The organism is Psychrobacillus sp. FSL H8-0483 (assembly GCF_038637725.1).
Classification (GTDB): Bacteria; Bacillota; Bacilli; order Bacillales_A; family Planococcaceae; genus Psychrobacillus.
On the sequence record NZ_CP152052.1, the window covers coordinates 2,592,704 to 2,617,174 of the forward strand.

At 36.8% G+C, this 24,471-nt stretch carries 28 protein-coding genes and 1 riboswitch; of the genes, 2 read left to right on the top strand and 26 right to left on the bottom strand.

The window, feature by feature from the left end; genetic code table 11:
- Positions 1–8: 8 nt before the first annotated feature.
- From MHB48_RS12365 to MHB48_RS12445, 17 genes are all read right to left on the bottom strand, one after another.
- The gene (locus MHB48_RS12365) at positions 9–893 is read right to left on the bottom strand and encodes a polyprenyl synthetase family protein (protein WP_342598364.1); all 885 of its coding nucleotides are present in this window, start codon (positions 891–893) and stop codon (positions 9–11) included.
- Positions 886–1,107 (bottom strand): exodeoxyribonuclease VII small subunit, encoded by a 222-nt coding sequence (xseB, locus tag MHB48_RS12370; protein ID WP_342598365.1) that lies wholly within the window; start codon positions 1,105–1,107, stop codon positions 886–888. Before xseB ends, MHB48_RS12365 begins: the two co-directional genes overlap by 8 nt.
- 5 nt (positions 1,108–1,112) lie before the next feature.
- The gene (gene xseA / locus MHB48_RS12375; RefSeq protein ID WP_342598366.1) at positions 1,113–2,465 is read right to left on the bottom strand and encodes an exodeoxyribonuclease VII large subunit; all 1,353 of its coding nucleotides are present in this window, start codon (positions 2,463–2,465) and stop codon (positions 1,113–1,115) included.
- A gap of 312 nt (positions 2,466–2,777) precedes the next feature.
- Positions 2,778–3,632, bottom strand: a complete 855-nt coding sequence (gene folD / locus MHB48_RS12380) for a bifunctional methylenetetrahydrofolate dehydrogenase/methenyltetrahydrofolate cyclohydrolase FolD (RefSeq protein ID WP_342598367.1) — start codon at positions 3,630–3,632, stop codon at positions 2,778–2,780.
- Positions 3,633–3,660: 28 nt separating this feature from the next.
- Positions 3,661–4,038 (bottom strand): transcription antitermination factor NusB, encoded by a 378-nt coding sequence (nusB, locus tag MHB48_RS12385; RefSeq protein ID WP_340921782.1) that lies wholly within the window; start codon positions 4,036–4,038, stop codon positions 3,661–3,663.
- 118 nt (positions 4,039–4,156) lie between these two features.
- Positions 4,157–4,549, bottom strand: a complete 393-nt coding sequence (locus MHB48_RS12390) for an Asp23/Gls24 family envelope stress response protein (RefSeq protein ID WP_342598368.1) — start codon at positions 4,547–4,549, stop codon at positions 4,157–4,159.
- A 15-nt stretch (positions 4,550–4,564) separates the two neighbouring features.
- Entirely contained in the window at positions 4,565–5,917 is a 1,353-nt protein-coding gene (gene accC / locus MHB48_RS12395) for an acetyl-CoA carboxylase biotin carboxylase subunit (protein ID WP_342598369.1), read from the bottom strand.
- Between the two features lie 13 nt (positions 5,918–5,930).
- Positions 5,931–6,428 (bottom strand): acetyl-CoA carboxylase biotin carboxyl carrier protein, encoded by a 498-nt coding sequence (gene accB, locus MHB48_RS12400; protein WP_342598370.1) that lies wholly within the window; start codon positions 6,426–6,428, stop codon positions 5,931–5,933.
- 206 nt (positions 6,429–6,634) lie between these two features.
- Positions 6,635–7,162: a SpoIIIAH-like family protein gene (locus MHB48_RS12405; protein WP_340921790.1), complete on the bottom strand. Its 528-nt coding sequence runs from the start codon at positions 7,160–7,162 to the stop codon at positions 6,635–6,637.
- A gap of 637 nt (positions 7,163–7,799) precedes the next feature.
- Complete coding sequence (locus MHB48_RS12410) at positions 7,800–8,711, bottom strand: stage III sporulation protein AE (RefSeq protein WP_340921792.1); 912 nt, start codon at positions 8,709–8,711, stop codon at positions 7,800–7,802.
- Positions 8,712–8,725: 14 nt separating this feature from the next.
- Entirely contained in the window at positions 8,726–9,109 is a 384-nt protein-coding gene (locus MHB48_RS12415) for a hypothetical protein (protein WP_342598371.1), read from the bottom strand.
- Between the two features lie 3 nt (positions 9,110–9,112).
- Entirely contained in the window at positions 9,113–9,322 is a 210-nt protein-coding gene (locus MHB48_RS12420; RefSeq protein ID WP_342598372.1) for a SpoIIIAC/SpoIIIAD family protein, read from the bottom strand.
- 143 nt (positions 9,323–9,465) lie between these two features.
- Positions 9,466–10,023 carry an elongation factor P gene (efp, locus tag MHB48_RS12425; protein WP_342598373.1) on the bottom strand — a complete coding sequence of 186 codons (558 nt, stop codon included), beginning with the start codon at positions 10,021–10,023 and terminating at the stop codon, positions 9,466–9,468.
- Between the two features lie 16 nt (positions 10,024–10,039).
- Positions 10,040–11,101 (bottom strand): aminopeptidase P family protein, encoded by a 1,062-nt coding sequence (locus MHB48_RS12430; RefSeq protein WP_342598374.1) that lies wholly within the window; start codon positions 11,099–11,101, stop codon positions 10,040–10,042.
- 73 nt (positions 11,102–11,174) lie between these two features.
- Positions 11,175–11,597, bottom strand: a complete 423-nt coding sequence (locus tag MHB48_RS12435; protein WP_342598375.1) for a hypothetical protein — start codon at positions 11,595–11,597, stop codon at positions 11,175–11,177.
- Positions 11,598–11,721: 124 nt separating this feature from the next.
- Complete coding sequence (locus MHB48_RS12440) at positions 11,722–14,292, bottom strand: vitamin B12-dependent ribonucleotide reductase (protein ID WP_342601374.1); 2,571 nt, start codon at positions 14,290–14,292, stop codon at positions 11,722–11,724.
- A 157-nt stretch (positions 14,293–14,449) separates the two neighbouring features.
- A complete protein-coding gene (locus MHB48_RS12445) occupies positions 14,450–15,286 on the bottom strand; it encodes a biotin/lipoate A/B protein ligase family protein (RefSeq protein ID WP_342598376.1) in 837 nt (278 codons plus the stop codon).
- 101 nt (positions 15,287–15,387) lie between these two features.
- Between MHB48_RS12445 and MHB48_RS12450 the strand changes: the two genes are divergently transcribed.
- Together MHB48_RS12450 and MHB48_RS12455 are read left to right on the top strand one after the other, a co-directional pair.
- The gene (locus MHB48_RS12450) at positions 15,388–15,771 is read left to right on the top strand and encodes a rhodanese-like domain-containing protein (RefSeq protein ID WP_342598377.1); all 384 of its coding nucleotides are present in this window, start codon (positions 15,388–15,390) and stop codon (positions 15,769–15,771) included.
- Between the two features lie 137 nt (positions 15,772–15,908).
- On the top strand, positions 15,909–17,177 hold the full coding sequence (locus tag MHB48_RS12455) for an ATP-binding protein (protein ID WP_342598378.1): 1,269 nt from the start codon (positions 15,909–15,911) through the stop codon (positions 17,175–17,177).
- A 361-nt stretch (positions 17,178–17,538) separates the two neighbouring features.
- Here MHB48_RS12455 and MHB48_RS12460 read toward each other — a convergent pair whose 3' ends face one another.
- From MHB48_RS12460 to comGD, 9 genes are all read right to left on the bottom strand, one after another.
- Positions 17,539–17,934 (bottom strand): DUF4181 domain-containing protein, encoded by a 396-nt coding sequence (locus MHB48_RS12460; RefSeq protein ID WP_342601375.1) that lies wholly within the window; start codon positions 17,932–17,934, stop codon positions 17,539–17,541.
- A 267-nt stretch (positions 17,935–18,201) separates the two neighbouring features.
- A complete protein-coding gene (gene gcvPB / locus MHB48_RS12465; RefSeq protein ID WP_342598379.1) occupies positions 18,202–19,662 on the bottom strand; it encodes an aminomethyl-transferring glycine dehydrogenase subunit GcvPB in 1,461 nt (486 codons plus the stop codon).
- Positions 19,655–21,001 (bottom strand): aminomethyl-transferring glycine dehydrogenase subunit GcvPA, encoded by a 1,347-nt coding sequence (gcvPA, locus tag MHB48_RS12470; RefSeq protein ID WP_342601376.1) that lies wholly within the window; start codon positions 20,999–21,001, stop codon positions 19,655–19,657. The genes gcvPB and gcvPA overlap by 8 nt, the downstream gene beginning before the upstream one ends.
- A 25-nt stretch (positions 21,002–21,026) precedes the next feature.
- Positions 21,027–22,130 (bottom strand): glycine cleavage system aminomethyltransferase GcvT, encoded by a 1,104-nt coding sequence (gene gcvT, locus MHB48_RS12475; RefSeq protein ID WP_342598380.1) that lies wholly within the window; start codon positions 22,128–22,130, stop codon positions 21,027–21,029.
- Between the two features lie 223 nt (positions 22,131–22,353).
- Positions 22,354–22,447, bottom strand: a riboswitch (glycine riboswitch).
- 114 nt (positions 22,448–22,561) lie between these two features.
- Positions 22,562–23,074, bottom strand: a complete 513-nt coding sequence (locus MHB48_RS12480; protein ID WP_340921818.1) for a shikimate kinase — start codon at positions 23,072–23,074, stop codon at positions 22,562–22,564.
- Positions 23,075–23,088: 14 nt separating this feature from the next.
- Positions 23,089–23,295 carry a hypothetical protein gene (locus MHB48_RS12485; RefSeq protein WP_342598381.1) on the bottom strand — a complete coding sequence of 69 codons (207 nt, stop codon included), beginning with the start codon at positions 23,293–23,295 and terminating at the stop codon, positions 23,089–23,091.
- The gene (gene comGF / locus MHB48_RS12490) at positions 23,273–23,728 is read right to left on the bottom strand and encodes a competence type IV pilus minor pilin ComGF (protein ID WP_342598382.1); all 456 of its coding nucleotides are present in this window, start codon (positions 23,726–23,728) and stop codon (positions 23,273–23,275) included. The genes MHB48_RS12485 and comGF overlap by 23 nt, the downstream gene beginning before the upstream one ends.
- A complete protein-coding gene (locus MHB48_RS12495) occupies positions 23,677–24,015 on the bottom strand; it encodes a type II secretion system protein (RefSeq protein ID WP_342598383.1) in 339 nt (112 codons plus the stop codon). The genes comGF and MHB48_RS12495 overlap by 52 nt, the downstream gene beginning before the upstream one ends.
- Complete coding sequence (comGD, locus tag MHB48_RS12500) at positions 24,005–24,439, bottom strand: competence type IV pilus minor pilin ComGD (RefSeq protein ID WP_342601377.1); 435 nt, start codon at positions 24,437–24,439, stop codon at positions 24,005–24,007. The genes MHB48_RS12495 and comGD overlap by 11 nt, the downstream gene beginning before the upstream one ends.
- Positions 24,440–24,471: the final 32 nt, after the last annotated feature.

Here is a 24,471-nt window from a genome sequence, read left to right on the forward strand (position 1 = left end):
ATACGCTATTAGTTCGATCTTTTTGTAATATAATTAGCAATCTCTAAAAGTAGCCCTTTATGAAGATTTACTTTTTCTAAAGCAATAATTGCTAAATTATATTGTTTTTGTAGCTGCTCTCTCGCCCCATCTAAGGTTAGAATAGATGGGTATGTATTTTTTTCACTTAATACATCTTTTCCAGCCGTTTTGCCCAATTGTTCAGAGGTGCCTTCTATATCTAATATATCATCTTGTATTTGAAAGGCTAATCCAATGTGGAATGCATACTTCTTAAGGGCATCCATCACTTCCTCGGATGCATTTGCAATAATGCCACCAGCTAGAATACTAAAGGAAAGAAGTGCGCCGGTTTTATTTACATGAACTTCTTCTAATTGATCCAAAGTTAATGATTTACCCTCACCTAACATGTCTAACACTTGCCCTCCAACCATTCCTTCAGCACCCGCTGCAAAACTGAGTTGGTCCATCAATTGTACTTTTTGTTCTGCTGTAAGATGTTGAAGTCGTGCGATGATTCCAAAAGCAAGCGTAACGAGTGCATCTCCAGCTAATATAGCAAGCGCTTCCCCAAATACAATATGATTGGTAGGTTTTCCTCTTCGCAGATCATCATTATCCATTGCTGGTAGATCATCATGAATCAGAGAATACGTATGAATCATTTCAACCGTACTAGCTACTATTATTGCATCTTTGTTTGTTATGTTCAGTTCCTCAAGTACTGCTAATGTATAAAGTGGTCTTATTCTCTTTCCGCCAGCTTGAAGTGAATATGACATTGCTTCTTTTAATTCTTTAGGAGCTTTAATTTCTTTAATTAGTATATCTAATTTATGTTCTACAAGGGGTTGATTAGTTTGGATAAAAGCTTGCAATACATTACTCATTCGCCTGGCCAGCCTCTTCTTTATTTTCACCCATGAAAGAGACAAGTTGTTTTTCTGCGCTTTGTAATTTGTCGCTACACAGTTTGGAGAGCTCCATCCCTTTTTGGTAAAGTTCAATTGCATTTTCTAGCGGTACATCCCCTTGTTCTAGTTGACGAACGATACTCTCCAGTTGCAGCATAGCTTCATCGAATGGAATTTCTTTTTTAGTCATAACAGTTAATCTCCTCTCTCTTTCATTTCAACTTGTTGAACAATCGCTTCGATACGACCATCTGAAAGTGTGACAAATATAGAATCTCCTTGTTGTACATCATCTACCGATTTTACTAGCTTATCGTCTTTGTAGGTAATGTTATATCCGCGGTCCATTATTTTTAATGGATTTAAAGCTTCTAATGTGCGTAAAGATCCTATAAATTGTTGACGATGCTTTTCAAAAGTGGAGAGTACTACTTGGTTTAATTGATTCGTAATCGAATGTACTGATTTATGATGTTGATCAATTACTTTTTGTGGTGACAGTTGAATGAATCTATTTTGTAATTGAGCAAAATGACGGCCTTTTTCTCGATATAGACGGCTCGTTTCTCTTTGTAATTGTTGTTCCGCTCGGACATATCTTTCTATAAAAGGACGATATAACTTTTCCGGAGTTGCCATTACGGGAGATTCTATTGCTCGTTTGTATCTATTTTTTTCATCCGCAAGTTTTTTGGATACGAAGTGTAAGCTAGCAGACTGATAGGATAAAATATTTTTCATCAGATTTTCTTTGCTTGGGACAGCCATTTCTGCTGCTGCAGTTGGCGTTGGTGCCCTTAAGTCAGATACAAAATCGGCGATCGTTGTATCTGTTTCATGACCAACGGCACTGATGATTGGTACATGGCTATTGGCAATTGCACGTGCCACTATCTCTTCATTGAATGCCCACAAATCCTCAATGGAACCTCCACCTCGGCCTACAATTAGTACATCAATATCTCCAAATCCATTTGCTTGTTCAATGGATTTTACAATGGAAGGTGCAGCTTGTGGACCTTGCACAATACTAGGAAATACGACTACTTCACTAATAGGATATCGTCGTTCTAAAGTAGTTAAGATATCACGGATTGCTGCTCCCGTTTTAGAAGTAACAACCCCAATTTTCTTAGGAAAAGTTGGAATCGGTTTTTTTCGGGCTGGATGGAATAATCCTTCTTGCTCTAACTTCTTTTTTAGTTGTTCAAATGCTAAGAAAAGTTCTCCAATACCATCTGGTTGCATGCTTGCAGCATATAGCTGGTATTGTCCAGCTGCTTCAAACACGTTAATATCTCCTCGTACAAGTACATTCATACCGCTTTCTGGAGTGAATTTTAACGTTTTTGCATTCATTGCAAACATGACAGAGGTGACGCGTGCTGCATCGTCTTTTAACGTGAAATAAATGTGTCCGCTAGAATGAACTTTCACGTTCGAAAGCTCTCCTTTCACGTACACATCCCGCAAATGCGTATCCGCATCAAATTTTCTTTTTATGTATTTAGTTAGTGCTTTTACAGTTAAGTATGTATGTGAAGACACAAAAACAACTCCTCAGACTGGTGACAAGTTAAAAGCTGTTCTTCTCTAGAACAGCTCAGACTGTTGACAAACGCTTTCATTCTTCGTTACTTACACATCGTTGTAAGCTCTTGAACTTTAGCTCTATTCGCTTCCGCCTCAGTGCTTCTACGCAAGCTCGTCGCAGATAAAGATTTGCAACCGTTGTCTCAAGGATGCGAGGAACATAAGGTTGCCTACCTAGACAAGCGTTTTCAAGACAGTCTGAGGCGAAACCTCCGAATTTAGATTTTGTCTTCAACCTTAGCTGGTTTTCTGAAGAACAGCTCTTAATTAGTTACTTAATGTATTTTCGGCTGCTAGGCATGTATTTTCCATTAGCATAGCAATTGTCATAGGACCTACTCCACCAGGTACTGGAGTTATTTTAGAAGCAACTTCTTGCGCAGATGCAAAATCAACATCGCCACAAAGCTTATTATTCTCATCGCGATTGATCCCTACATCAATCACTACTGCGCCCTCTTTAATATAACTAGCGTCTATCATTTTTGCTCGACCAGTTGCTACAACTAAAATATCAGCTTGTTTTGTGAATGCATGTAAATCTTTCGTTCTTGAATGACAATACGTTACCGTAGCATCTTTTTGTAGTAATAGTTGTCCCATTGGTTTCCCAACAATATTGCTTCTTCCAATAATTACAGCATGTTTCCCCGCTACATCTACATCGCTGTATTCTAAAAGTTTCATGATGCCAAATGGTGTACATGGAAGGAAGGTTTGTTGACCGATCATCATTTTGCCAACGCTTTCCGGATGAAAACCATCTACATCTTTTAGTGGAGAAATAGCTGCAATCACTCGATCTTCGTCGATTTGTTTTGGTAAAGGTAATTGAACTAAAATCCCATGAATTTTTTCATCATGGTTTAGGGCCTCTACGTTTTTAAGTAGTTCATCTTCTGAAATAGTTTCTTCTAATTCGACCATGGTAGAATACATGCCAAGTCTTTCACATGTTTTCGTCTTGTTGTTTACGTATGTTTGGGAAGCGGGATTACTTCCTACCAAAATTACTGCTAATCCAGGTGTTACCCCTTTTGCTTTTAGGCTTTCTACACGTTCTTTTACTTTATCTGTTACTTGACCTGCTATAAGTTTGCCATCAATTTTATGATTAGTCATTAAAAACGCTCCTTAAACTTACGTTATTCTATTGCTCTGTATATTTAGATAATACACCATTTACAAATCGGCTAGATTTCTCATCTCCGAACACTTTGCAAATTTCTAAAGCTTCATTAATAACTACTTTAGCAGGTGTCTCTTCTGTATATAATAATTCGTATACAGCTATACGAAGAACTGTTCGTTCGATTTTTGGTAATCGAGAAAGTGACCAGTTTTCAAGCTTATCTGTTAGGGTAGAATCGATTTGCTCTTTATGCTCAATTGTTCCAGTTACTAATTGAGTTAAAAACGAGTCTTGTTCATCCGTAACATGTCCAATTGCTTCTTCTATCGTAATTTCGTGATTGTCTAACTGAAATAGTGCTTGTAGTGCTAATTCTCTCGCTTCTCTTCGTTTCATTATTTAGTTCTCCTTTAAATGTAACTATCTACACAATAATAGCATATTTTTTTGTACAGTGGTTATTAGAAAGAAGAAAATAAGAAAAAGAGCCATCCCATGGAAGGCTCTTTATCATTTATTCTGCAGTATCAAATTGTACGCCCATAATATGCACATTTACTTCCTTAGGTGTTAAGCTTGTCATATTTTCAATTGCTTGGCGAATTTGAGATTGTACTTCTTTTGCAACGGCAGGTACTGAAGCGCCGTATTTCACTACGCAATATACGTCGATGAACAATCCATCATTCGTAATCTCAGTTTTAATCCCTTTTCCATGCACTTTTTTTCCTAATCGTTCTACAACTCCTGCAGCAAAGTTACCGCGTGTTCCTGCGATTCCTTCCACCTCATTAGTAGCAATACCTGCAATTACTGTTATTACCTCAGGAGCGATTTCAATTGTTCCTAAGTATTCTTTTCCTTCAGGAGTCATTTGAACAAATTTTTGTTCGGTTGTTTCTGTCATATAGAACACTCCTTTTTATGAATTCATTACATCGTATTTCTCTAAAAACTTCGTATCAAAATCTCCAGATACAAACACTTCATGATTCATGAGCTTTTCATGGAAACCAATTGTTGTCTCTACACCTTGGATGGCGAATTCGCTAAGAGCACGTTTCATTTTCGCAATTGCTTCTTCTCGCGTTTCACCATACGTAATAAGCTTCGCTACCATCGAATCATAGAATGGCGGAATAGAATAGCCTGGATAAACAGCAGAATCTACGCGAACGCCAAGTCCTCCTGGTGGTAAGTAAAATTCAACTAGACCTGGAGAAGGCATGAAGTTTTTAGCAGGATTTTCTGCGTTAATACGACATTCAATTGCCCATCCTTTAAGTTTAATATCTTTTTGTTTGAAAGGTAATTTTTCTCCCGCTGCCACTTTCAGCATTTGCTTAATTAAGTCAATTCCCGTAATCATTTCTGTTACAGGGTGTTCTACTTGAATACGCGTATTCATTTCCATGAAATAGAATTTTTGATTGATGTGATCGAAAATAAATTCTACTGTACCAGCACTGCGATAACCAACAGCAAGGGCAGCCTTCACAGCTGCTTCTCCCATTTCGGCACGAAGTTCTTCTGATAATGCTGGAGACGGCGCTTCTTCTACAAGTTTTTGCATGCGACGTTGAATAGAACAATCACGTTCGCCAAGGTGAACCGCATTCCCATGCGCATCTGCAAGAACTTGAATCTCTACATGACGAAATACTTCGATATATTTTTCTAAGTACACACCTGGGTTACCAAATGCTGCTGCTGCTTCTTTTTGTGTAATTTTAATTCCTTTTATCAAATCTTCTTCGTCTTTTGCAACACGGATCCCTTTACCTCCACCACCAGCAGTAGCTTTAATAATCACAGGGAATCCGATTTCTTTTGCCACTTTTAATGCATCTTCTTCTGTTTCCACGATTCCTTTCGAACCTGGAACTGTTGGAACACCAGCTTTTTGCATGGTTTCTTTCGCAACATCTTTAATTCCCATACTTCGAATAGCTTGTGAAGTTGGACCGATAAATGTAATATCGCATTCTTCACATAGCTCCGCAAACTCTGCATTTTCTGCTAAAAATCCGTAACCTGGGTGGATCCCGTCACAGCCAGTAAGTTTAGCAACACTAATAATATTAGAGAAATTTAAATAGGAATCCTTTGATAATCTAGGACCGATACAATAAGCTTCGTCCGCAATTTGAACATGTAGTGCATCACGATCTGCTTCTGAATAGACAGCAACCGTTTCGATGTCCAATTCTTTACATGCACGAATGATACGAACTGCAATTTCACCACGATTGGCAATTAGTACTTTTTTCATCATCCTTGCTCCTTTCTTAGTTTTTTACGAGGAACAGAGGTTGACCGTATTCAACTAATTGTCCGTCTTTTACAAGAATTTCTACAATCTCACCGTTCACTTCCGCTTCGATTTCGTTAAATAGTTTCATCGCTTCTACGATACAAACAATCGATTCGGAAGAAATTTTCGAACCAACTTGTACATATGCCTCTGAATCTGGCGAAGAAGATTTATAAAAAGTTCCAACCATTGGAGAAGTGATTTTATGCAGATTGCTGTCTTCCAAAACAGGTGCTTTAATTTCTTCCACTTTTTCTTTTGGTGTTTCGATTACAGGTTGTAAGTTAGCTTCTACTTCTTTTGGTTGTTCCACAACTACGGAAGAACTTTCAAATGTTTGTCCAGAAGTTAGTACAGAACCTTTATCATTCTTTTTTAATTTAATTTTAGTACCTTCTGATTCATATAAAAATTCATCTAGTGTAGACTGATCGATTAATTTAATAATTTCTCTAATTTCTTGGATTTTCATATAACCTATCTCCCTTTGAATACATTATTAATACTACTCTACCCATTCTAGACGTTTTCAGCCTATTTTGAAATAGGAAACAATTAATTCTTATGAAATTTCCCTAAAACCGGTATATTTTTGCATTTTTCAAGTTCCTAAGCATTAAAAATTCTTTACTTTTTTTATGCAAACAAAAAAAGTGCCTCCGAGGCACTTTTCTTATGTTATTGTCCGTCAAATTTTACTTCTACTTTATAAGCTTGTGGCCACTCTCGTTTTACATTGTAAATAATATCAGAGGCTTTTTTTGGAGACGATTCATTTGAAACCACATCTATTAATACATTGTTATCCTCAATGCGAACGAACGCATCATCATAACCTAATGATTTAATGATTAACTCTAGCATCGCTTCAGCAGAATCAACATTTACTAACTCTTCTATTTCGCTGTAAGCTTGATCTTTTTCTTCTGCTGTAAGATCGTTATTCCCTACTTTAGTTGTGAGTTGTTCACGAAGTTGACTTCGTTTCTCTTGTACTTCCATCCTCATTTCTTCAAAAGCATTGCTACTAGAAAGAAATGATTGTTCATTTGACGAAGTTTCTACTAATCCTACCTCATCTAATGTATCATCAGAAAAAAGCTGGATTCCATCAAACGGTGATGGTCGTTCCGACATATAAAATACTGTAACTACTGCTACTAAGCTTAGTAATGTTAAAAACCAAACGGATCGTTTTCTATTCATATCATTTATCCTCCAATTCCATTTCTTCTATTACAATTCGATGCGGAGATATTTGTAAAACAGATGACAGGGTCTTTATTAAGTTATTTTGTATACGTTTATCGCTCGCTCCTTCCGCAACTACTAGTATTCCAATCAGTTCCTCTTTGTCCTTCCCACTGTCACTTGTCCATTGGAAAAATGATACGTCACTTTCCGATGATTTTTCAGCGTTCGCTTCGTAATGAAAATAAACTGCGACTCTACCAACTCCACTTATTTTTTCCAGAATTGTAGAAAGTTCTTCTGGAGATTGGGAAACTGGTTGAACTATATTCGCATTATCACTATCATTCCGACCAATTACTTCTGAAAAAAGTAGACTGATGATTAGAACAGCTATACTAATTACAACAAAACGAAAAGTGGGCTTTTGTTTAAATGGAATTGTACTTCACCCTTCTTTTCATAATGGATAACATACTTTATGCAAGACAACCTATTTATATGAAGAGAAAGGACATAATCCAAAATATAATCGAAATTTTCACAAGAAAGCCTGTACGTTCCTTATCCATATGCTCTAATAGAATGGAGAGAATCTCACCGACGACAACTATGAGTAAAATACCATATAAAAGGGTTGAAACGACTGTAGTTATCCTTTCACACTTATAAGTAGTTTTGCAAAAAGCATGGTTAATATGATTGTGAAGAAAAATGCAAACGCGATTAACACTGAAATAATAGATAAGACAAATAGTGTCTTTCCAATATCATCTAACAGTCCACTAATTTGTCCATCTATAAAAGGTTCTAAAATAGCACCTAGCAATCGATACAAGAAAGCAATTAAGATCGTTTGAATCGTTGGAATAGATACTAACACTAATACAGAAAACAATACGGCATTACCAGTAACTACAGATGCAGAGGATGAATAGTTTTTCATCGTACTTATACTTTCTGTCAATAACGACCCGACAAAGGGTATATTATTTTGGATTAAGCGTTTGACCGTTTCATTGACTGCTCCACTTACAGTCCATGTGATGACACCATTCACAGTCATAAAGAAACTATACAGGACAAGAATGATGGATGTTGATCCCACTAACGTCATTCGAATTAGATCCGACATCTTAGAAAACGATGTGGCTGGATGAATTCTCGTTATTAAATCAAAAATAAACGCTGCTAGTAATGCTGGTATTAATACCCTTTCTGCCAAAATGGACGTAAAGGTCGCAAATAACATTACCGCTGGGTTCCAAGAAGTTACTAATAATGCGCCACCTGAGATAGCTATACCTGCCGTAAGCAGAGGGTACACACCTAAAAAAAGATGAACTAACTGATTGGTTAGTGCTTGAATCATACCTACTGTTCGAAAAGCGGGCTCTAAACAGTAAAAACAAATAATCATGATAAATAATAATTTAAAGAGTCTTTTGCTACTCGGAATAAACCACTCTAAGCAAACAAAAATAAAACCAAACAGGAGGATATACGTAAATGTTTGTATAACTTCTTTCACTGGCTGCAATACAGTTGAAATTATTTCTTCCATCCTAGTTCATTCCTTCAAGAGAGTAATCCCATTATCGATAAAAACTTTTCATAAAACTTCTTCATGTGTTGGAGCCAAACAAAGAGTAAGATTGCTTTTGTTGTAAATGTAATGATGATAGCTAGGCTTGTATATTCATAGTCTAAAAGAAGTTCTTCCACAATTTGAGATATAAAAAGTAAGATTACCGAAAAAAGGAGAAGTTTAAATACGGGTAGAAGGGCTTCTGGTACGATCGAAATATACTGTGTAACAAAAGGAATAACGATGGATGTCACTAGATAAGTTAGAAATAGAAAGATATAAATGGTATAGATAATGGAATGTAACCGAGGATACGTTTCTTTTACTAGCTGCAATAAACAAAATGCGAGAATAATCGTTACATATACAACCATTTGTTAGCTCGTCATAAGAAGCCATTCTAAAAATGACGAAATCTCATAAAAGAATAGTTTTAATAAACGTAATAACTCGATTGTCATGTAGATATACCCAACAAAAAACAAGAAAAACGCGAATTCTTTCTTACCAGTTGACTCAAAAAACAAGTGAAGAATAGCTATTAATAAGCCTATACCCGCAACTCGAAGTACATCGTGAAGTTCCACAATGCCTCCCCCTTCCATACAATTAGTATATGAAAGATTAGAAGAAAATATGAAAAAGAGCCTCGCAAAAGCGAGACTCTTTTTGTATATATATATTTGTGTCATTTAACCTCATGGTCAGCATTTTGCCATAGTCTTAAAAATTATGCTCTTGAAACGTATGAACCCTCATCCGTGTTGATGATTAATTTATCTCCAACGTTGATGAAAAGTGGAACAGTAACAACTACGCCAGTTTCAAGCGTTGCCGTTTTAGAACCACCACCAGAAGTATCACCTTTAATACCTGGTTCTGTTTCTGTTACTTCTAGTTCAACTGATTTTGGTAATTCTACTCCAAGCGTTTCCCCTTGGAACTGAATTACTTGAATTTCCATGTTTTCACGTAAGAATTTTAATTCGTACTCAAGTTGTGTTTCGCTTAATTCGATTTGCTCGTATGAATCAGTATCCATGAACACATGTTGATCCCCACTAGCATATAAATATTGCATTTTACGGTTATCGATTTGTGCTTTTTCTACTTTTTCACCTGCACGGAATGTTTTTTCGTTTACAGAACCATTACGTAGGTTTCTTAGTTTTGAACGCACAAAAGCGGCACCTTTACCTGGTTTTACATGTTGGAAATCAAGTACTCGGTAAAGTACTCCATCTACTAAAATTGTTAATCCTGTTTTAAAATCATTTACTGAAATCATTCTTTTCCCTCCAAATTTAAGCTAGTATTAATAATTCTTTTGTGGAATGTGTTAGCTTTTCTAAACCATTTTCAGTTACAAGTGCATCATCTTCGATTCGAACACCGCCAATATTTGGCAAGTAAATACCAGGCTCAATCGTAATAACCATACCTGGTTCTAGTACAACATCCGAACGGAAAGATAACCCAGGACCTTCATGCACTTCTAGACCAATGCCATGTCCTAAAGAATGTCCAAATGCTTCACCGTATCCTTTTGATGCAATATAATCGCGTGCGATAGCGTCCGCTTCTTTCCCAGTCATACCTGGTTTTACTTTTTCTAAAGCAAGTAGTTGGGCATCCAAAACAACCTGATAAATCTCTTTTAATAGTTCGGTCGGCTCTCCAACTGCTACAGTACGAGTTGTATCGGAAATGTATCCATTGTATACAGCTCCAAAGTCTAATGTAACAAAATCGCCTTCTTCAATTACTTTATCCGTCGCAACTCCATGTGGAAGTGCAGAACGAATACCTGAAGCAACGATTGTATCAAAAGAAGAAGAAGTTGCACCACGCTTACGCATGAAAAATTCTAGCTCATTGGACACTTGAAGCTCTGTCATTCCTGGTTTTATGTATGTAACAATATGCTCGTATGCTTCATCCGCAATACGACAAGCTGCCTTTATTATACTAATCTCTTCTTCGGTCTTAATCAAGCGAATTTTTTCTACTAACCCAGAAAGTGGTACTAAATCAGCTGAAATTGCTTGTTTGTACATTTCAAAACTACTGTAAGCCACATCATCTTTTTCAAAACCAAGAGAATGGATACCTAACTCACTCACTTGATTTGCCACTTCTTCGATTAATGTTTTCGTATGTTGTACAATACGGAAGTCTTTAATTTGACTTGCTGCTTGTTCTGTATAACGGAAATCAGTGATGAATACAGCATCCTGTTTAGAGACAATCGCAACACCTGCAGTACCAGTAAATCCGGTCATGTAACGTCTACTATGTCCATTCGTAATTAGTAATGCGTCAACACCTCGTTCTTCTAATGCAGCACGTAACTTTTCAAGTTTCATCTTTAGCCCTCATCTCATTTTCTAAATAACATCTATCTGTTATTTTAGCATAGGAAACGAGGACGGTAAATTTTCATTTACTTAATGGAGTATCCTGTGCATGAAAGATGGCTGATTCCATTAAAAATCGAACGAATATAATAACAATACATATAAAAGGTACGGATAGTTTTTTAATCGTCTTTTCAATTGAATCTGCATCTAAAATAATCCATTCTAAAGCAAATGCTATTAGTAATCCTAATACGAGGCTAGTAATCGACACCGGAACTTTTATGAATAAAATGCTAATATAATACAAAGCAATACAGACAGCCCAAGTAAATAGAAATAAAACTCCCCATTTAACGGACACATTACTTTTACTAAACATCTCAAATGTATGCGAAAAACCAATCGGATTCCATTTTATAAAATGAAAGTACGATAACATTTTCAGCATAATCAGCGTTCCCAGAGACGCAACCAAACTAGTACTAATAGATAAAGTTTTCATAAATAAATCAAGTCTCCTTTTTCACTTAGTTTGTGTTTAGAAGAAAATTATTAAACAATAAAAAAGTAAATAAAAACACACGCTGAAAAACTATTACTCAGCGTGTGTTTCTTTTAGTTAATAATTATAGTCCGCATTTTAATTGCGCGTTACAGTTTGTACATGTGTTACATCCACCCATTTCTTCTACCGTTCCTTTACGGCAAACCGGGCAAGTGTCCCCTACTTCTGATCCAATGGTTACATTCGTAGAACGTAAGTCTTGAATAGTATCAATTAATACAATCGGTCGTTTTTCAAATACTTTTTCTTCTTGTGCTTGTTCTTGATCATCCAGCGTATTTTCTTCCGCTTTCAGTGTAAGAACTTGAGAATCACGGCTGCCATCAACGTAAACCGTACCGCCTTTTGCACCACCGCGGTATAAACGCTCATATACCCCTTCTACTTGTTCCACAGTATATCCTCGTGGAGCATTTACTGTTTTGGAGATAGAACTATCAATCCAGCGTTGAATAATACATTGGACATCTGCATGGGCTTCAGGCGCTAACTCCATTGCAGTAACAAACCATTCTGGTAAATTCTGTTCATCTGCATTATTATTTGCATGTAAGTATTCTTGTACAATATCTGCTTTTACTTCGATAAATTTACCTAAACGTCCACTTCTATAATAAGTGAAAGAATAGTAGGGTTCTAGACCTGTTGAAACACCTACCATTGTTCCAGTTGAACCGGTTGGAGCAACTGTTAATAGATGAGAGTTTCGAATACCATTCTCTAAAATGGTTGCTCTAATTTCTTCTGGCATTGATTCCATAAAGCCTGTTTCCGTAAAGGCTTTACGAAGTCGATTCGTTTCGTCTTCTGACTCGCCTATTAAGAATGGGAAGCTTCCACGTTCTTTTGCTAACTCAGCAGATGTTTCGTACGCAGCAATAGCGATCGTTTTAAAGACCTCATCGACTAATACATTACCTTCTTCCGAGCCATATTCCTTTTCACAATAAATTAAAAGATCTGCAAGCCCCATAACACCTAGTCCTACACGTCTTTCTCCTAAGGCTTGTACTTTATTTTCCTCTAAGAAATACGGAGTAGCATCAATTACGTTATCTTGCATACGTACACCAACGCTTACCGTTTCTTTTAATGCTTCCAAGTTAACTGTTTTTGTTTCTTTATTTGCAAATTGAGCTAAATTGACAGCGGCTAAATTACAAACCGAATACGGTGCAAGTGGTTGCTCCCCACAAGGATTTGTCGCTACTACTTTTTGTCCATATGCTCGAGCATTTGTTTTTTCATTCGCATTGTCTATGAAGAAAATACCTGGTTCTGCAGAGTAAGTAGCACACACATTGATTAGATTCCAAAGCTCTTTCGCTCTCATTGTGCGATATGTTCTTACTGGATAGCCCATTTGTTCCCATTCACGAACATCTCCGATTTCATGCCAATGTTTGTTATAATAATCCATTTGCTCTGGAGTGTAAGATTCAGTTGCAGGGAAACGTAATGCAAAGTCTGCATCTTCCTCCACTGCTTTCATGAAATCGTCTGTCAGTGTTACTGAAATATTCGCACCAGTTAAAAATTCAGGATTATGAACCGAATAAGTTCCCCCATCACGCAGTTTTGTTTCTGCATCACGAATTATTTCATCGTTAAAGCCACCTAAGCCAGGAATCGCTTTGTAGTTTACAATACCTTGGTACATTGCTTCTTCCTGGTTTGTTAACGGTTTGAATTTTAGCTTGTCCTTCGCTAATTGTTTAATCGTTTCATCATTTGTGTTTTCAATCAAGAAACGTAGAATTCGCGGATTTTGCATCTTAGAAATGATGAATTCTGCAATATCAGGGTGCCAGTCGGCTAACATAATCATTTGTGCTCCCCTGCGTGATCCACCTTGTTCCACAAGATGTGTCAATTTAGCTATATCATCTAACCAAGAAACAGATCCGGAAGATTTTCCGTTTACTCCACGAGCAAGAGTGTTTCGTGGACGTAGGGTCGAACCGTTTGTTCCAACTCCACCACCACGACTCATAATTTCCATCACTTGTTTACGATGATCACTAATTCCTTCACGAGAATCAGCAACAAATGGCATCACATAACAGTTAAAGTATGTTACATCTGTTCCAGTTCCTGCTCCATAAAGTACTCGTCCAGCAGGAATGAATTTTAATGTAACTAATTGTTGATAAAACTTTTCAAACCATTCTTTTCGCTTTTCCTCTGTTTTTTCCACAGAAGCAAGACCCGTGGCATTACGTTTCGCAATTTGTTCATAAAACACTTCAAGCGGTTTTTCAATAATATTAAGTGAACGTTTCACAATACCTGACTGTAACTCGTCATTGTCATCGATTGCACTACGGTAGTCTTCTTCGATTAATACTTCGGCAGTTTTTGTCGAATGATCAATCGATACAATATGACCTAACCCACGTGCAGGAAATTTAGGATCTGCTTTTACCGTCAAAACGACAAAATCTCCTGCTTTTAGCGTTTTCTTTTCCGTATCTTTAAATGAATAACGGTCAATCATAACTAATCGGGAAACACCTTTGTGTGTTAATTTCATATCTTCTGTAATTGGGTGTACTTGTGGAAATAATTCAATGTCTTTGTTTAACTGTTCAATGTTAATGGTTGCATTTTTATTCTGAGATGCTAATACCATCATATTGCCTCCCTTTAATTTATAATTTTCAACACTATATATAGTATAATTTCATTTACAAACGATACTATATGTTGTGTTATTTTGCAAATGACCCGATCTGATGAAAACCTATATGTATCAGTAGTCAATGGACTAATTTACCAAAAAAAAAAAATTATTTTTTATAGTTCCACTCATCATTTGCATAACGCCTGTTTTCAAGGTCTTTAACGTAGTTTTCTTGTTCCTCCGTTAACGTAAATTCAACTAAATCTATTTGTAATGCATCTTCAAATCCTTTTTTAAATGCTACTTTGCATTCGTCGACCGTTACCGGTTTTTGTATTAATTTGTTGATGGCAACAGCTTTTTGCGATAAGCTATTTTTTACTCTTTTTCTCAGTTCATCCGAAGAAAATTTAAATGTTTGAATAAGTTTTTCTTCATCTAGATCTAATAGAATTGCACCATGTTGTAATATGACACCTTTTTGTCTTGTTTGTGCACTACCCGCTACTTTTTTACCTTCTACAACAAGCTCATACCAACTTGGTGTATCAAAACAAACAGCGGTCCTCGGTTTTTTTAAATCCTGCTTTTTTTCTACCGTATTTGGTATAGAGAAGTAAGCTTCTAATCCAAGATTCTGAAAACCTAATAATATGCCTTCACTAATAACACGATATGCTTCTGTCACTGTGGCTGGCATATCTGGATAACTCTCCGAAACAATTACACTATACGTTAGCTCATGTTCGTGGAGTACGCCTCTTCCACCAGTAGGTCTTCTAACAAATCCTAACCCTAAACGCTCTACTGCTTCCATATCAATTTCTTTTTCAACGGATTGAAAATAACCAATGGATAAAGTTGCAGGATTCCATTCATAAAATCGAACTACTGGCGGAATAAGCCCTTCACTATGCCAATCTAGCAACGCTTCATCCAGTGCCATGTTATAAGATGGACTACAAGCACCTGAATTAATAAAATACCATTTTGTCTTTTCCATCAAAACTCCCCCTCACAATGCTATTCATTTTATCAAATAGATTGTATTGTATCTAGCAAATCTTTTATAATGAATATGTAAACATAGAAAGGGGAAAGACCGTGTTAGATTTTCTGTATATAATCATCGCAGTACTAGTCATCTTTTTAGTCTATGCAGGTATTTCTGCATTCCGACTGAAGAAAGCCGTAACTAACCTTACGCAAGAACAATTCATCGAAGGCTATCGTAAAGCGCAATTAATCGATGTAAGAGAACCAAAAGAATTTGATGGAGGACATATTTTAGGAGCTAGAAACATTCCATCCTCTCAACTTCGTCAGCGTTACAAAGAAATTCGCCCAGACAAACCAGTTTATTTATATTGTCAAAGCAGTGCTCGAAGTGCTCGTGCAGCAATGTTTTTAAAGAAAAAAGGCTATACACAAATTCACCAGCTTCAAGGCGGTTTCCGCGGTTGGACTGGCAAGATTAAATCCAAATAATACATAAGGTTCTTCTATTTCAGAGGAACCTTTTTTGTTAGAGAAGAAAGTTTAAACTTCTTCCGTACTTAGTTAGTACTAGTCTCCTATCGCCTTGCGCTTTTCTTATTGAATCATCCCACTTTTGGAGGTACTGCATGCACAAGCATATTTTATTTTCCCACAATGAAGATTTCAGACATTCCCATCCGAACTATGAAGACTACGCAATTGTCTCTAAACGAGCTATTAATTTCTTAAAAGAACGTCGTCTCGGCAATTGGCAAGCTATCGATATTGGAGAGTCCATTTTGCAACTGGATAGTAATTTATTAGAAATGATGGAGAACCATCTCATAACGTATGAAGTATTAGCGTCCATATTCGAAACGAAAACTCAGGGCAAAATAACAAGTAAATCACAATTGTCGATTGAAAGCAAATTAGAGATTGTGGAAACGTTCGATAATAATCTCATCTTTTTTCCAGAATATGATGTAGCTATGACACTTGTCTTTAATTATTCTGGTGGTAACACTTGGCCAGAATATCATTTTTTTGCAACTTCTACCGAAACCGCTCTTGCTTTTCTGAAAGAAATTAATGAAAAGATGCGTCAATTACTAATGCAATCCGTTACGTATTTGGTTGATACTGAACATGGAGTACAACGTAGAAAATATGGGGAACAAGCATCGGTAAATAGAGAAGATGTATTACTAGACGAAAGTATTAAACAGGATATTTTCCGTTCCATTGATGAATTTTTTAAGGAAGAGGGACATTTTTTTAAAGAGTATGGTCTCCCATATAAACGTGGTATTTTACTATACGGGTCACCTGGCAATGGAAAAACTACTTTAGTTAAATCCATAACAGGCTCAACAAAAGCTCCTGTTGTGTATTGGCAAATTACCGAATTCACTGGCAGTCATTCTGTACAAGAAGTGTTTGGAATTGTCACGAGATTAGCACCTGCCATATTAGTAATCGAGGATATTGATTCAATGCCAGAATACACTCGTTCTGTCTTTTTAAACACGCTAGACGGCGCTCAATCAAGAGAAGGATTATTTATCATCGGTACAACTAATTACCCTCAGAAAATCGATCCTGCGCTTATTAATCGTGCTGGCCGATTTGATCGGGCCTATGAAATACCTTCCCCTTCTGAAAAAGTTCGAGAAAGCTATTTACACAAATTGGATATCAAGCAAATTTTTACAGACGAACAACTTGTCGATATGGCCAAACGTACAAAAGGTCTTTCTATGTCACAGTTAAATGAGCTCTATATGTCTGTTGCTTTGAATTGGCATTACGACGGAAAGCTAGCCTACGAAAAACGTATCGAGGAACTACTCAAGCAGAATAAGCGATCAATCAAGAATGAATGGGATAAAGATGAGCATTCTATTGGATTTTAAAAAGTAAGAAAAGCGCAAGCGCCCTCTAAGTACAAAACCTGTCTTGTATCGTTTTCGGAGATCTTTGAACAGACTTATTGCTATATCACTACCGATTGATTTTTTAGAGAGGCTGGTCGTGACTAACGTCACGACCAGCCTCTCTTTTCTCGGTAATCTTATGGCGTTTGCCTGTCCGTCGCCTCATTCAACAGTACGAATAAGGTTAAGATCTTTTTGAATAATGAGTGAAAAGATGCTTCCTACCCTTTTAAAAAGGAGGTTGTTATATTAGTCACCTTCCTCCTATGGTATTAAGATAAACAGAGTAGTAAATTTGTCGTTTTTATGAGAAGTTCGAGCGTATGCTTCTCGTTTCTTGTCATAGTTTAAATAACAGTTCCAAAATAAGTGCAGCAAAAGGGAGCCATATTGCAAATGCAAAATGTACATAATATTCTTTTGAGTGTTTGGCATGCTTTTTTACCATATATCCTCTGTAAGCATACAAAACAGACATAAAAAGAAATAGCCATATTCCTAAAGGAATGGGATTTAGCGGACGATATATCCCATTTTCCAATTCTGAGATACTTGCAAATAGTATCCCGACAAGAGCAATAAACAAAAGAACTCCCTCCACGATCACCTGGTCAGAGTTAAATCGTTTCGTATACTTAAGCTTCTTTGGTAAATGATATTTCTTTTTGACAAACCTATCTAAAATAAAAATACTAGCTAATATTAAACAGCTTAAAAAAATCTTAACCCAAAAGATGTTCTACCACCCTTTCTTCAACAGCATATGTTGAAAAGTAAGTACTCTAAAAATAACTCTATGATTCCCCTAAATTAGCGTGCGTGTTAATTCAGCTGAACTTTTCACGCTCTTCCCCCACTTGCTCCCTAGTCAACTTCACTATCCTTTTTATACGGTAAATTGTTAGGAAAGTTTCAAATTTGTTAATTTTTTCAACATAATCATTACTTTTGGATTTCTACGATATAAAAAAGCGCGATCCATATTAGGATCGCGCTTTTTACTTTATGCTTTTGTGTAACGTAATACTGGTTTACGCGCAGCTTTTGTCTCGTCTAATCGATTAATAACCGTTGTGTGTGGTGCATGTTGAACGATTTCTGGGTTTTCTTCTACCTCTTTTGCAATTTGAATCATCGCATCACAGAAAGCGTCTAATGTTTCTTTAGATTCTGTTTCGGTTGGTTCGATCATCATACCTTCCTCTACATTCAATGGGAAGTAGATTGTTGGTGGATGGTATCCGAAATCAAGAAGACGTTTTGCTATATCAAGTGTACGAACGCCTAATTTCTTTTGACGACGACCACTTAGAACGAACTCATGCTTACAATGACGATTGTATGGCAGATCGTAATACGCTTCTAAACGTCTCATCATATAGTTTGCATTTAATACTGCATACTCGGTAACTGCTTTTAGACCATCTGGACCCATTGAACGAATGTATGTGTAAGCACGAACATTAATTCCAAAGTTTCCGTAGAATGGTTTTACGCGACCAATCGTTTGTGGACGATTGTATTCGAACGTATATTTGTCATCTTCTTTAACAAGTACTGGACTTGGTAAGAACGGAATTAGGTCAGCTTTAACTCCAACTGGACCAGAACCTGGACCACCACCGCCGTGAGGACCTGTAAATGTCTTATGCAAGTTTAAGTGAACACAGTCAAAGCCCATGTCTCCAGGACGTGCCTTAGACATTACAGCGTTTAAGTTAGCTCCATCATAATAAAGCTTACCTCCAACACCGTGGATGATTTCTGCTAATTCTAAAATGCTTTCTTCAAATAAACCTAATGTATTTGGATTAGTCAGCATTAGAGCAGCTGTATCAGGACCAGCAACACGACGTAAGTCTTCTAAATCTACTAAACCATTTTCATCTGATTTAACCGTAATAGTTTCAAAACCTGCGACAGTCGCTGATGCAGGATTTGTACCATGAGCAGAGTCAGGAACAATTACTTTTGTACGGTGCGTATCGCCATTTGCTTCATGGAATGCACGGATCATCATAAGCGCTGTCCATTCACCATGTGCTCCAGCAGCTGGTTGAAGCGTTACTTCATCCATACCAGTAATTTCTACTAAAGATTGTTGCAATTCATACATTAATTCCATTGCACCTTGTACAGAAGACTCATCTTGTAGCGGGTGAATGTTAGCAAATCCAGGGAAACGAGCAACTGATTCGTTTATTTTTGGATTGTACTTCATCGTACAAGATCCAAGTGGATAAAATCCTGAATCTACCCCGTGGTTACGGTTAGATAAAGCTGTATAGTGACGCATAATATCAAGCTCAGATACTTCCGGTAATTCTGCTTCTTCTTCGCGAAGCATACCTTGTGGTAATAGAGTAGCTAGATCTACTTCTGGCACATCCAGTTCAGGTAAGTTATACCCAACACGGCCTTCTTTCGTAATTTCAAAAATTAGTGGTTGATTATCCTTATGCATAAAGAGCCCCCATTTCTTGCACGAGTGCATCTATTTCTTCTTTTGTACGTTGTTCTGTAACAGCAATTAACACATGATTTTTAAGGTCTGCATTTACTCTACCTAGATCGAAACCACCGATAATTCCTTTTTCAAGAAGTACTTTGTTTGCATCTGCAACTGCACCGTTCACTTTTACGACGATTTCATTGAAATGAGCTCCTTGGAAAGGAACTTCAAATCCAGCTTTTTCAAACGCTTGTTTTGCATAATGTGTCTTCGTGATATTTTGAATCGCGATTTCTTTTACACCTTTTTTACCAAGTGCTGTCATTGCAACAGAAGCCGCTAGTGCGTTTAACGCTTGGTTCGAACAAATATTTGAAGTAGCTTTGTCACGACGAATATGTTGTTCACGAGCTTGTAAAGTTAATACAAATCCACGACGACCTTCTTCATCTGTTGTTTCACCAACTAGACGACCAGGAACTTTACGCATTAATTTAGAAGATACTGCAAAGAAACCACAGTGTGGACCACCAAATGCTTCAGAAATTCCAAATGGCTGAGCATCTCCAACTGTAATATCTGCTCCAAATTTACCAGGAGGTGTTAGTGCACCTAATGCAAGTGGGTTAGCAGAAACAACAAATAGCGCTTTTTGAGCATGCGTCAGTTGTTCTATTTTAGCTAAATCTTCAATTTGTCCAAAGAAGTTTGGATACTGTACTAAAACAGCAGCTGTTTCTTCATCTACTAATCCTTCTAAAATCGCTAAATCAGTTACTCCATCTTTCGTTGGAACAGTAACTACTTCCACGTTTTGACCTTTGGCATACATTTTAACAACGTCAATATATTCAGGATGAACAGCTTCCGAAACAACTAATTTTTTTCTGCGAGTATGACCTGCTGCTAAGTTACCTGCTTCTGCAAGTGCAGTCCCACCGTCATACATAGATGAGTTAGCAAGCTCCATTCCAGTTAATTCACAAATCATTGTTTGGAATTCAAATATAGCTTGTAGCTCCCCTTGTGAAATTTCTGGTTGATAAGGAGTATACGCCGTGTAAAATTCTGAACGAGAGATCACGTGATCAACGATGATTGGCTTAAAGTGATCATAAACTCCAGCACCTAAAAAGGAGGCGTATTGTTTGCTATCTGCATTTTTACTCGCAAGTGCAGATAATTCTTTTAATAATGCTGATTCCGCTTTAGCTGGATTAATATTATACTCACCTTTAAAACGTACTTTCTCCGGAATGTCTGCAAACAGTTCATCAATAGTGGAAATGCCAATTACATCTAACATTTCCTTTTGATCTTGTTCAGTCATTGGTAAATAACGATGCTTCATCAATGGACAACCTCTTTCTGCAAAATTATTTTTGTCGTTTATAAAATGGTGTTGCAACCGTAATAGCTTTTAATCGTTTATTTCTGATTTCAATTTCTATTTCTTTACCGATTTCAGCAAATTTTGCGTCAATTAACGCGAGACCAATATTTTTCTTCAATGTAGGAGATTGCGTTCCTGTTGTCACAAAACCGATTTGCTCTTCTCCTGCGAAGACTGGGTATCCAGTGCGTGGAATTCCTTTATCAATCATTTCAATTCCAATACTTCTTCTAGGTACTCCATTTTCTTTTTGGTCGGCTAAAACAGATTTACCGTTGAAATCCTGTTCTTTATTTAGTTTTACGACAAAGCCTAAACCTGCTTCTAATGGAGTTATATCTTTCGAAAGCTCTTGGCCATATAAAGGTAAGCATGCTTCAAAACGTAAAGTGTCGCGCGCTCCAAGGCCGCAGGGAAGAATTCCTTCTTCTTTACCTGTTTCTAGGATGCTGCTCCATAATTCCGTAACATCACTGCTTGCTGCGTAAATTTCAAATCCATCCTCACCTGTATAACCTGTTCGAGAAACTAGAACAGACTTACCTGCAATCTCGACTTGATCCGCAAAACGAAAGAATTTGATATCTTCAAGATTATGGGAAGTAAGCTTTTGTAAAATACGCTCGGCAAGAGGTCCTTGTATCGCAAGTAATCCGTATTCATTGGATTTATTTACTAACTCAACATCGCCCGATGCATTTTGTTGCATCCACTTAAAGTCTTTTTCTATATTACCTGCATTCACTACTAGTAAGTAATGATTCTCTTCTAATTTGTAAACTAGCAAATCATCTACAATTCCGCCATCTTGATAGCACATTGCAGTATATTGCGCCTGACCCTCTACTAATTTGGAGATATCATTTGTCATTAATTTTTGTAAAAATGCTTCACTTGCTGAACCTGTAACGATTATTTCTCCCATATGTGAGACATCAAACAATCCTGCTTTTGTTCTTACTGCTTCATGTTCTGCTTTAATACTAGAAAATTGCACAGGTAATTCCCAGCCACCAAAATCAATTGTTTTTCCTCCATAGGCTGCGTAGACATCAAATAAAGGTGTTCGTTTCAATTGCTCTGACAAAATATCTCCTCCTTCAATAATACACACATAAAAAAGCGAATGACCCCATGATGCTGCAACAAGGTTCGAAAGCTGTTCTTTCTAATCTGTCGCATAAAAAAAGACAGAGAAACCCCTTTGTAAAAATAGGGGTTCTCTGTCCTGGCACCTGAAAGTTTACCAAATATGGCTTTCCTCTTTGGTGGCTTTGCGTAAAATTAAACGAAAGCACTCTCCAGAGTTGCGTCCTATACGAGTTCTTTTGCCTGAGAGATTCATAAAATTCATTACTTGCTCCTTCGGCGACGCATCGAAGCGTTCTCTCCCCGTATATTCATCCGCTATCTGTATAATCACTAGCTTTGTCTATATCCTAACATTGAACCATAAAGTAAGCAATCTTTTTTGATAATTTAATTAAAACACGAACTAAATTAACTTAAATTTAAATTTCATTCGCCTTTTAACCGATTTACTTGATAACCAGCATACTCCGTCACTTGTCTAAGCGGACGGTATTCTGTATGAATAGTTATATGTGCCGCTTTTTTATAATTTCTTCTTCTGCTTTTGTATAATTGTTCTAATTCTTCACGGGTGCTTTGTAGTACGATTGGTCGATTTTTATTGCTTTTTATTCTCATCCAAATATCATCAAATGATGCATCCAAATACAAAACTAAACCTGTACTCCGCATAATTTGAATATTTTTCTCCTTCATGGCAACTCCGCCACCAGTAGAAATAATACATGCCTCATCTCGAAAGTTTTGAAGAAACTCGGTTTCTATATTTCGAAAATACGCTTCCCCATCTTGCTCAAATATTTCAGAAATCGACTTTTTTTGACTTTTCACTATTTCTTTATCCATATCATAATATGGCATCTTTAATAAATAGCTTAGTCTCCTACCGACCGAACTTTTTCCACTTCCCATAAAGCCAACTAAATATACCTTGTACACGCTTCACCAACTCACTACATATCTGGATTATTTTCTCGCTCTTTAAATTTATCCATTTTAATGATAGTAGCATTAATATTGCTCATTTCCAACGAATCATACGTTCGATATTTAGATAGGTATGCAGCAGTTGTCGAAAAAAGGGAAAAACAAACGATTAATAAGAGAATAACAGCCGCGGGCAACAGGATTCCTTTTTCATTTTGCACGATACGTAACATAAAATGTATGCTCCTTTTCCATGCCATTTAAAAATGTGACAAAAAAGCGTAAAGATTTACCTTCTATCGACACTGACAAAGACTCCACTTGAAGCAGCAGCTGTTCGTGCCCTAGCCTATTCTTCTGTTTTCGTATTAAAGTTGAATAAAATTCAATGTCATACTCTTCGCCTAATTTATAAAACCGAATGCCTGGTTGTTCTCTTTGTATAACTAATGAATCTATATCATTTAAGTACGTCTCTACATTTTGGACAAATAAAGCCCATTCGGTATCCATCGGGTTAGTAACATTTTCTTCCATTTTATATAACCACCACATCGTTACAGCAAATACTTGCGAAAAAAGCATTAACACCGAGAGTTGAATAATCCCTTCGATTAGTGTATATCCTTTCTCATCCACGATTCTCTGTTTGAAATAGTTAAGCAACTCGTTTTCTCCTCTCGCACCCCTTCATAAATCACACATATGTTTTCGTTATCAATTACAAACATATAAGCGACTTTTTCAATGTGTATAGATCCAGTCGAAATATTTTCCGTTATGAACATTTTCGTTGCTTCATTCATCACAATAGAGGCATGATACTTCCGCTTCTTCTCTTCTAATTGCACGGTAAAATTATGGAGTAGAGGAAGTAATGTGGTTGCGATGATTAAAGTTATACTTAACGATAGTATGGTTTCAGGCCACGAAAAGCCGTCATTATTCTTCATAACTTAGTCTGCCTCTACCAATATACACCGTTACTGTTTTGTGACCTTTTTTTGTTTCAAATAGGAATGATCCAAACTGACTGACTGTTCCGTTAGGATGAAATGCAATCCCTTTTAAGTAGCTATCCATTGATAGTCGCATATGTTTTGGAACTTTATATTCAAATAAAGGTACATTTGCACTTTTCGCGACATATTTCGAGCCATTTTCAACAAAGTTTACATACGTATACTTATATTCTCCAATCGCAATGGATTGAAGTCTTTGCATATCTAAATGGAACTGTCTAAAAAATCGCTTTTCCTCTACTTCCTCCATCTTGGAAGAAGTAACAAATATAATCGAAGACGACATGACCATCACAATAGATAAAACGAGCAGCGTTTCAATTAAAGTAAACCCTTTTTCATACTGTTTAACCATCACTAGTAGATCCCGCGGTCTCTTCACCTTCT

Bases quoted from the DNA above. Each gene is read 5' to 3' on its own strand.
- efp (WP_342598373.1), bottom strand. From the start codon at position 10,023: ATGATTTCAGTAAATGATTTTAAAACAGGATTAACAATTTTAGTAGAT.
- MHB48_RS12405 (WP_340921790.1), bottom strand. From the start codon at position 7,162: ATGAATAGAAAACGATCCGTTTGGTTTTTAACATTACTAAGCTTAGTA.
- MHB48_RS12485 (WP_342598381.1), bottom strand. From the start codon at position 23,295: ATGTTACGTATCGTGCAAAATGAAAAAGGAATCCTGTTGCCCGCGGCT.
- xseB (WP_342598365.1), bottom strand. From the start codon at position 1,107: ATGACTAAAAAAGAAATTCCATTCGATGAAGCTATGCTGCAACTGGAG.
- MHB48_RS12390 (WP_342598368.1), bottom strand. From the start codon at position 4,549: ATGACAGAAACAACCGAACAAAAATTTGTTCAAATGACTCCTGAAGGA.
- gcvPA (WP_342601376.1), bottom strand. From the start codon at position 21,001: ATGAAGCATCGTTATTTACCAATGACTGAACAAGATCAAAAGGAAATG.
- MHB48_RS12410 (WP_340921792.1), bottom strand. From the start codon at position 8,711: ATGGAAGAAATAATTTCAACTGTATTGCAGCCAGTGAAAGAAGTTATA.
- MHB48_RS12365 (WP_342598364.1), bottom strand. From the start codon at position 893: ATGAGTAATGTATTGCAAGCTTTTATCCAAACTAATCAACCCCTTGTA.
- gcvPB (WP_342598379.1), bottom strand. From the start codon at position 19,662: ATGCATAAGGATAATCAACCACTAATTTTTGAAATTACGAAAGAAGGC.
- nusB (WP_340921782.1), bottom strand. From the start codon at position 4,038: ATGAAACGAAGAGAAGCGAGAGAATTAGCACTACAAGCACTATTTCAG.
- MHB48_RS12415 (WP_342598371.1), bottom strand. From the start codon at position 9,109: ATGGTTGTATATGTAACGATTATTCTCGCATTTTGTTTATTGCAGCTA.
- accB (WP_342598370.1), bottom strand. From the start codon at position 6,428: ATGAAAATCCAAGAAATTAGAGAAATTATTAAATTAATCGATCAGTCT.
- accC (WP_342598369.1), bottom strand. From the start codon at position 5,917: ATGATGAAAAAAGTACTAATTGCCAATCGTGGTGAAATTGCAGTTCGT.
- MHB48_RS12455 (WP_342598378.1), top strand. From the start codon at position 15,909: ATGCACAAGCATATTTTATTTTCCCACAATGAAGATTTCAGACATTCC.
- folD (WP_342598367.1), bottom strand. From the start codon at position 3,632: ATGACTAATCATAAAATTGATGGCAAACTTATAGCAGGTCAAGTAACA.
- MHB48_RS12435 (WP_342598375.1), bottom strand. From the start codon at position 11,597: ATGAAAACTTTATCTATTAGTACTAGTTTGGTTGCGTCTCTGGGAACG.
- MHB48_RS12440 (WP_342601374.1), bottom strand. From the start codon at position 14,292: ATGGTATTAGCATCTCAGAATAAAAATGCAACCATTAACATTGAACAG.
- MHB48_RS12495 (WP_342598383.1), bottom strand. From the start codon at position 24,015: ATGAAGAATAATGACGGCTTTTCGTGGCCTGAAACCATACTATCGTTA.
- MHB48_RS12430 (WP_342598374.1), bottom strand. From the start codon at position 11,101: ATGAAACTTGAAAAGTTACGTGCTGCATTAGAAGAACGAGGTGTTGAC.
- MHB48_RS12445 (WP_342598376.1), bottom strand. From the start codon at position 15,286: ATGGAAAAGACAAAATGGTATTTTATTAATTCAGGTGCTTGTAGTCCA.
- comGD (WP_342601377.1), bottom strand. From the start codon at position 24,439: ATGGTTAAACAGTATGAAAAAGGGTTTACTTTAATTGAAACGCTGCTC.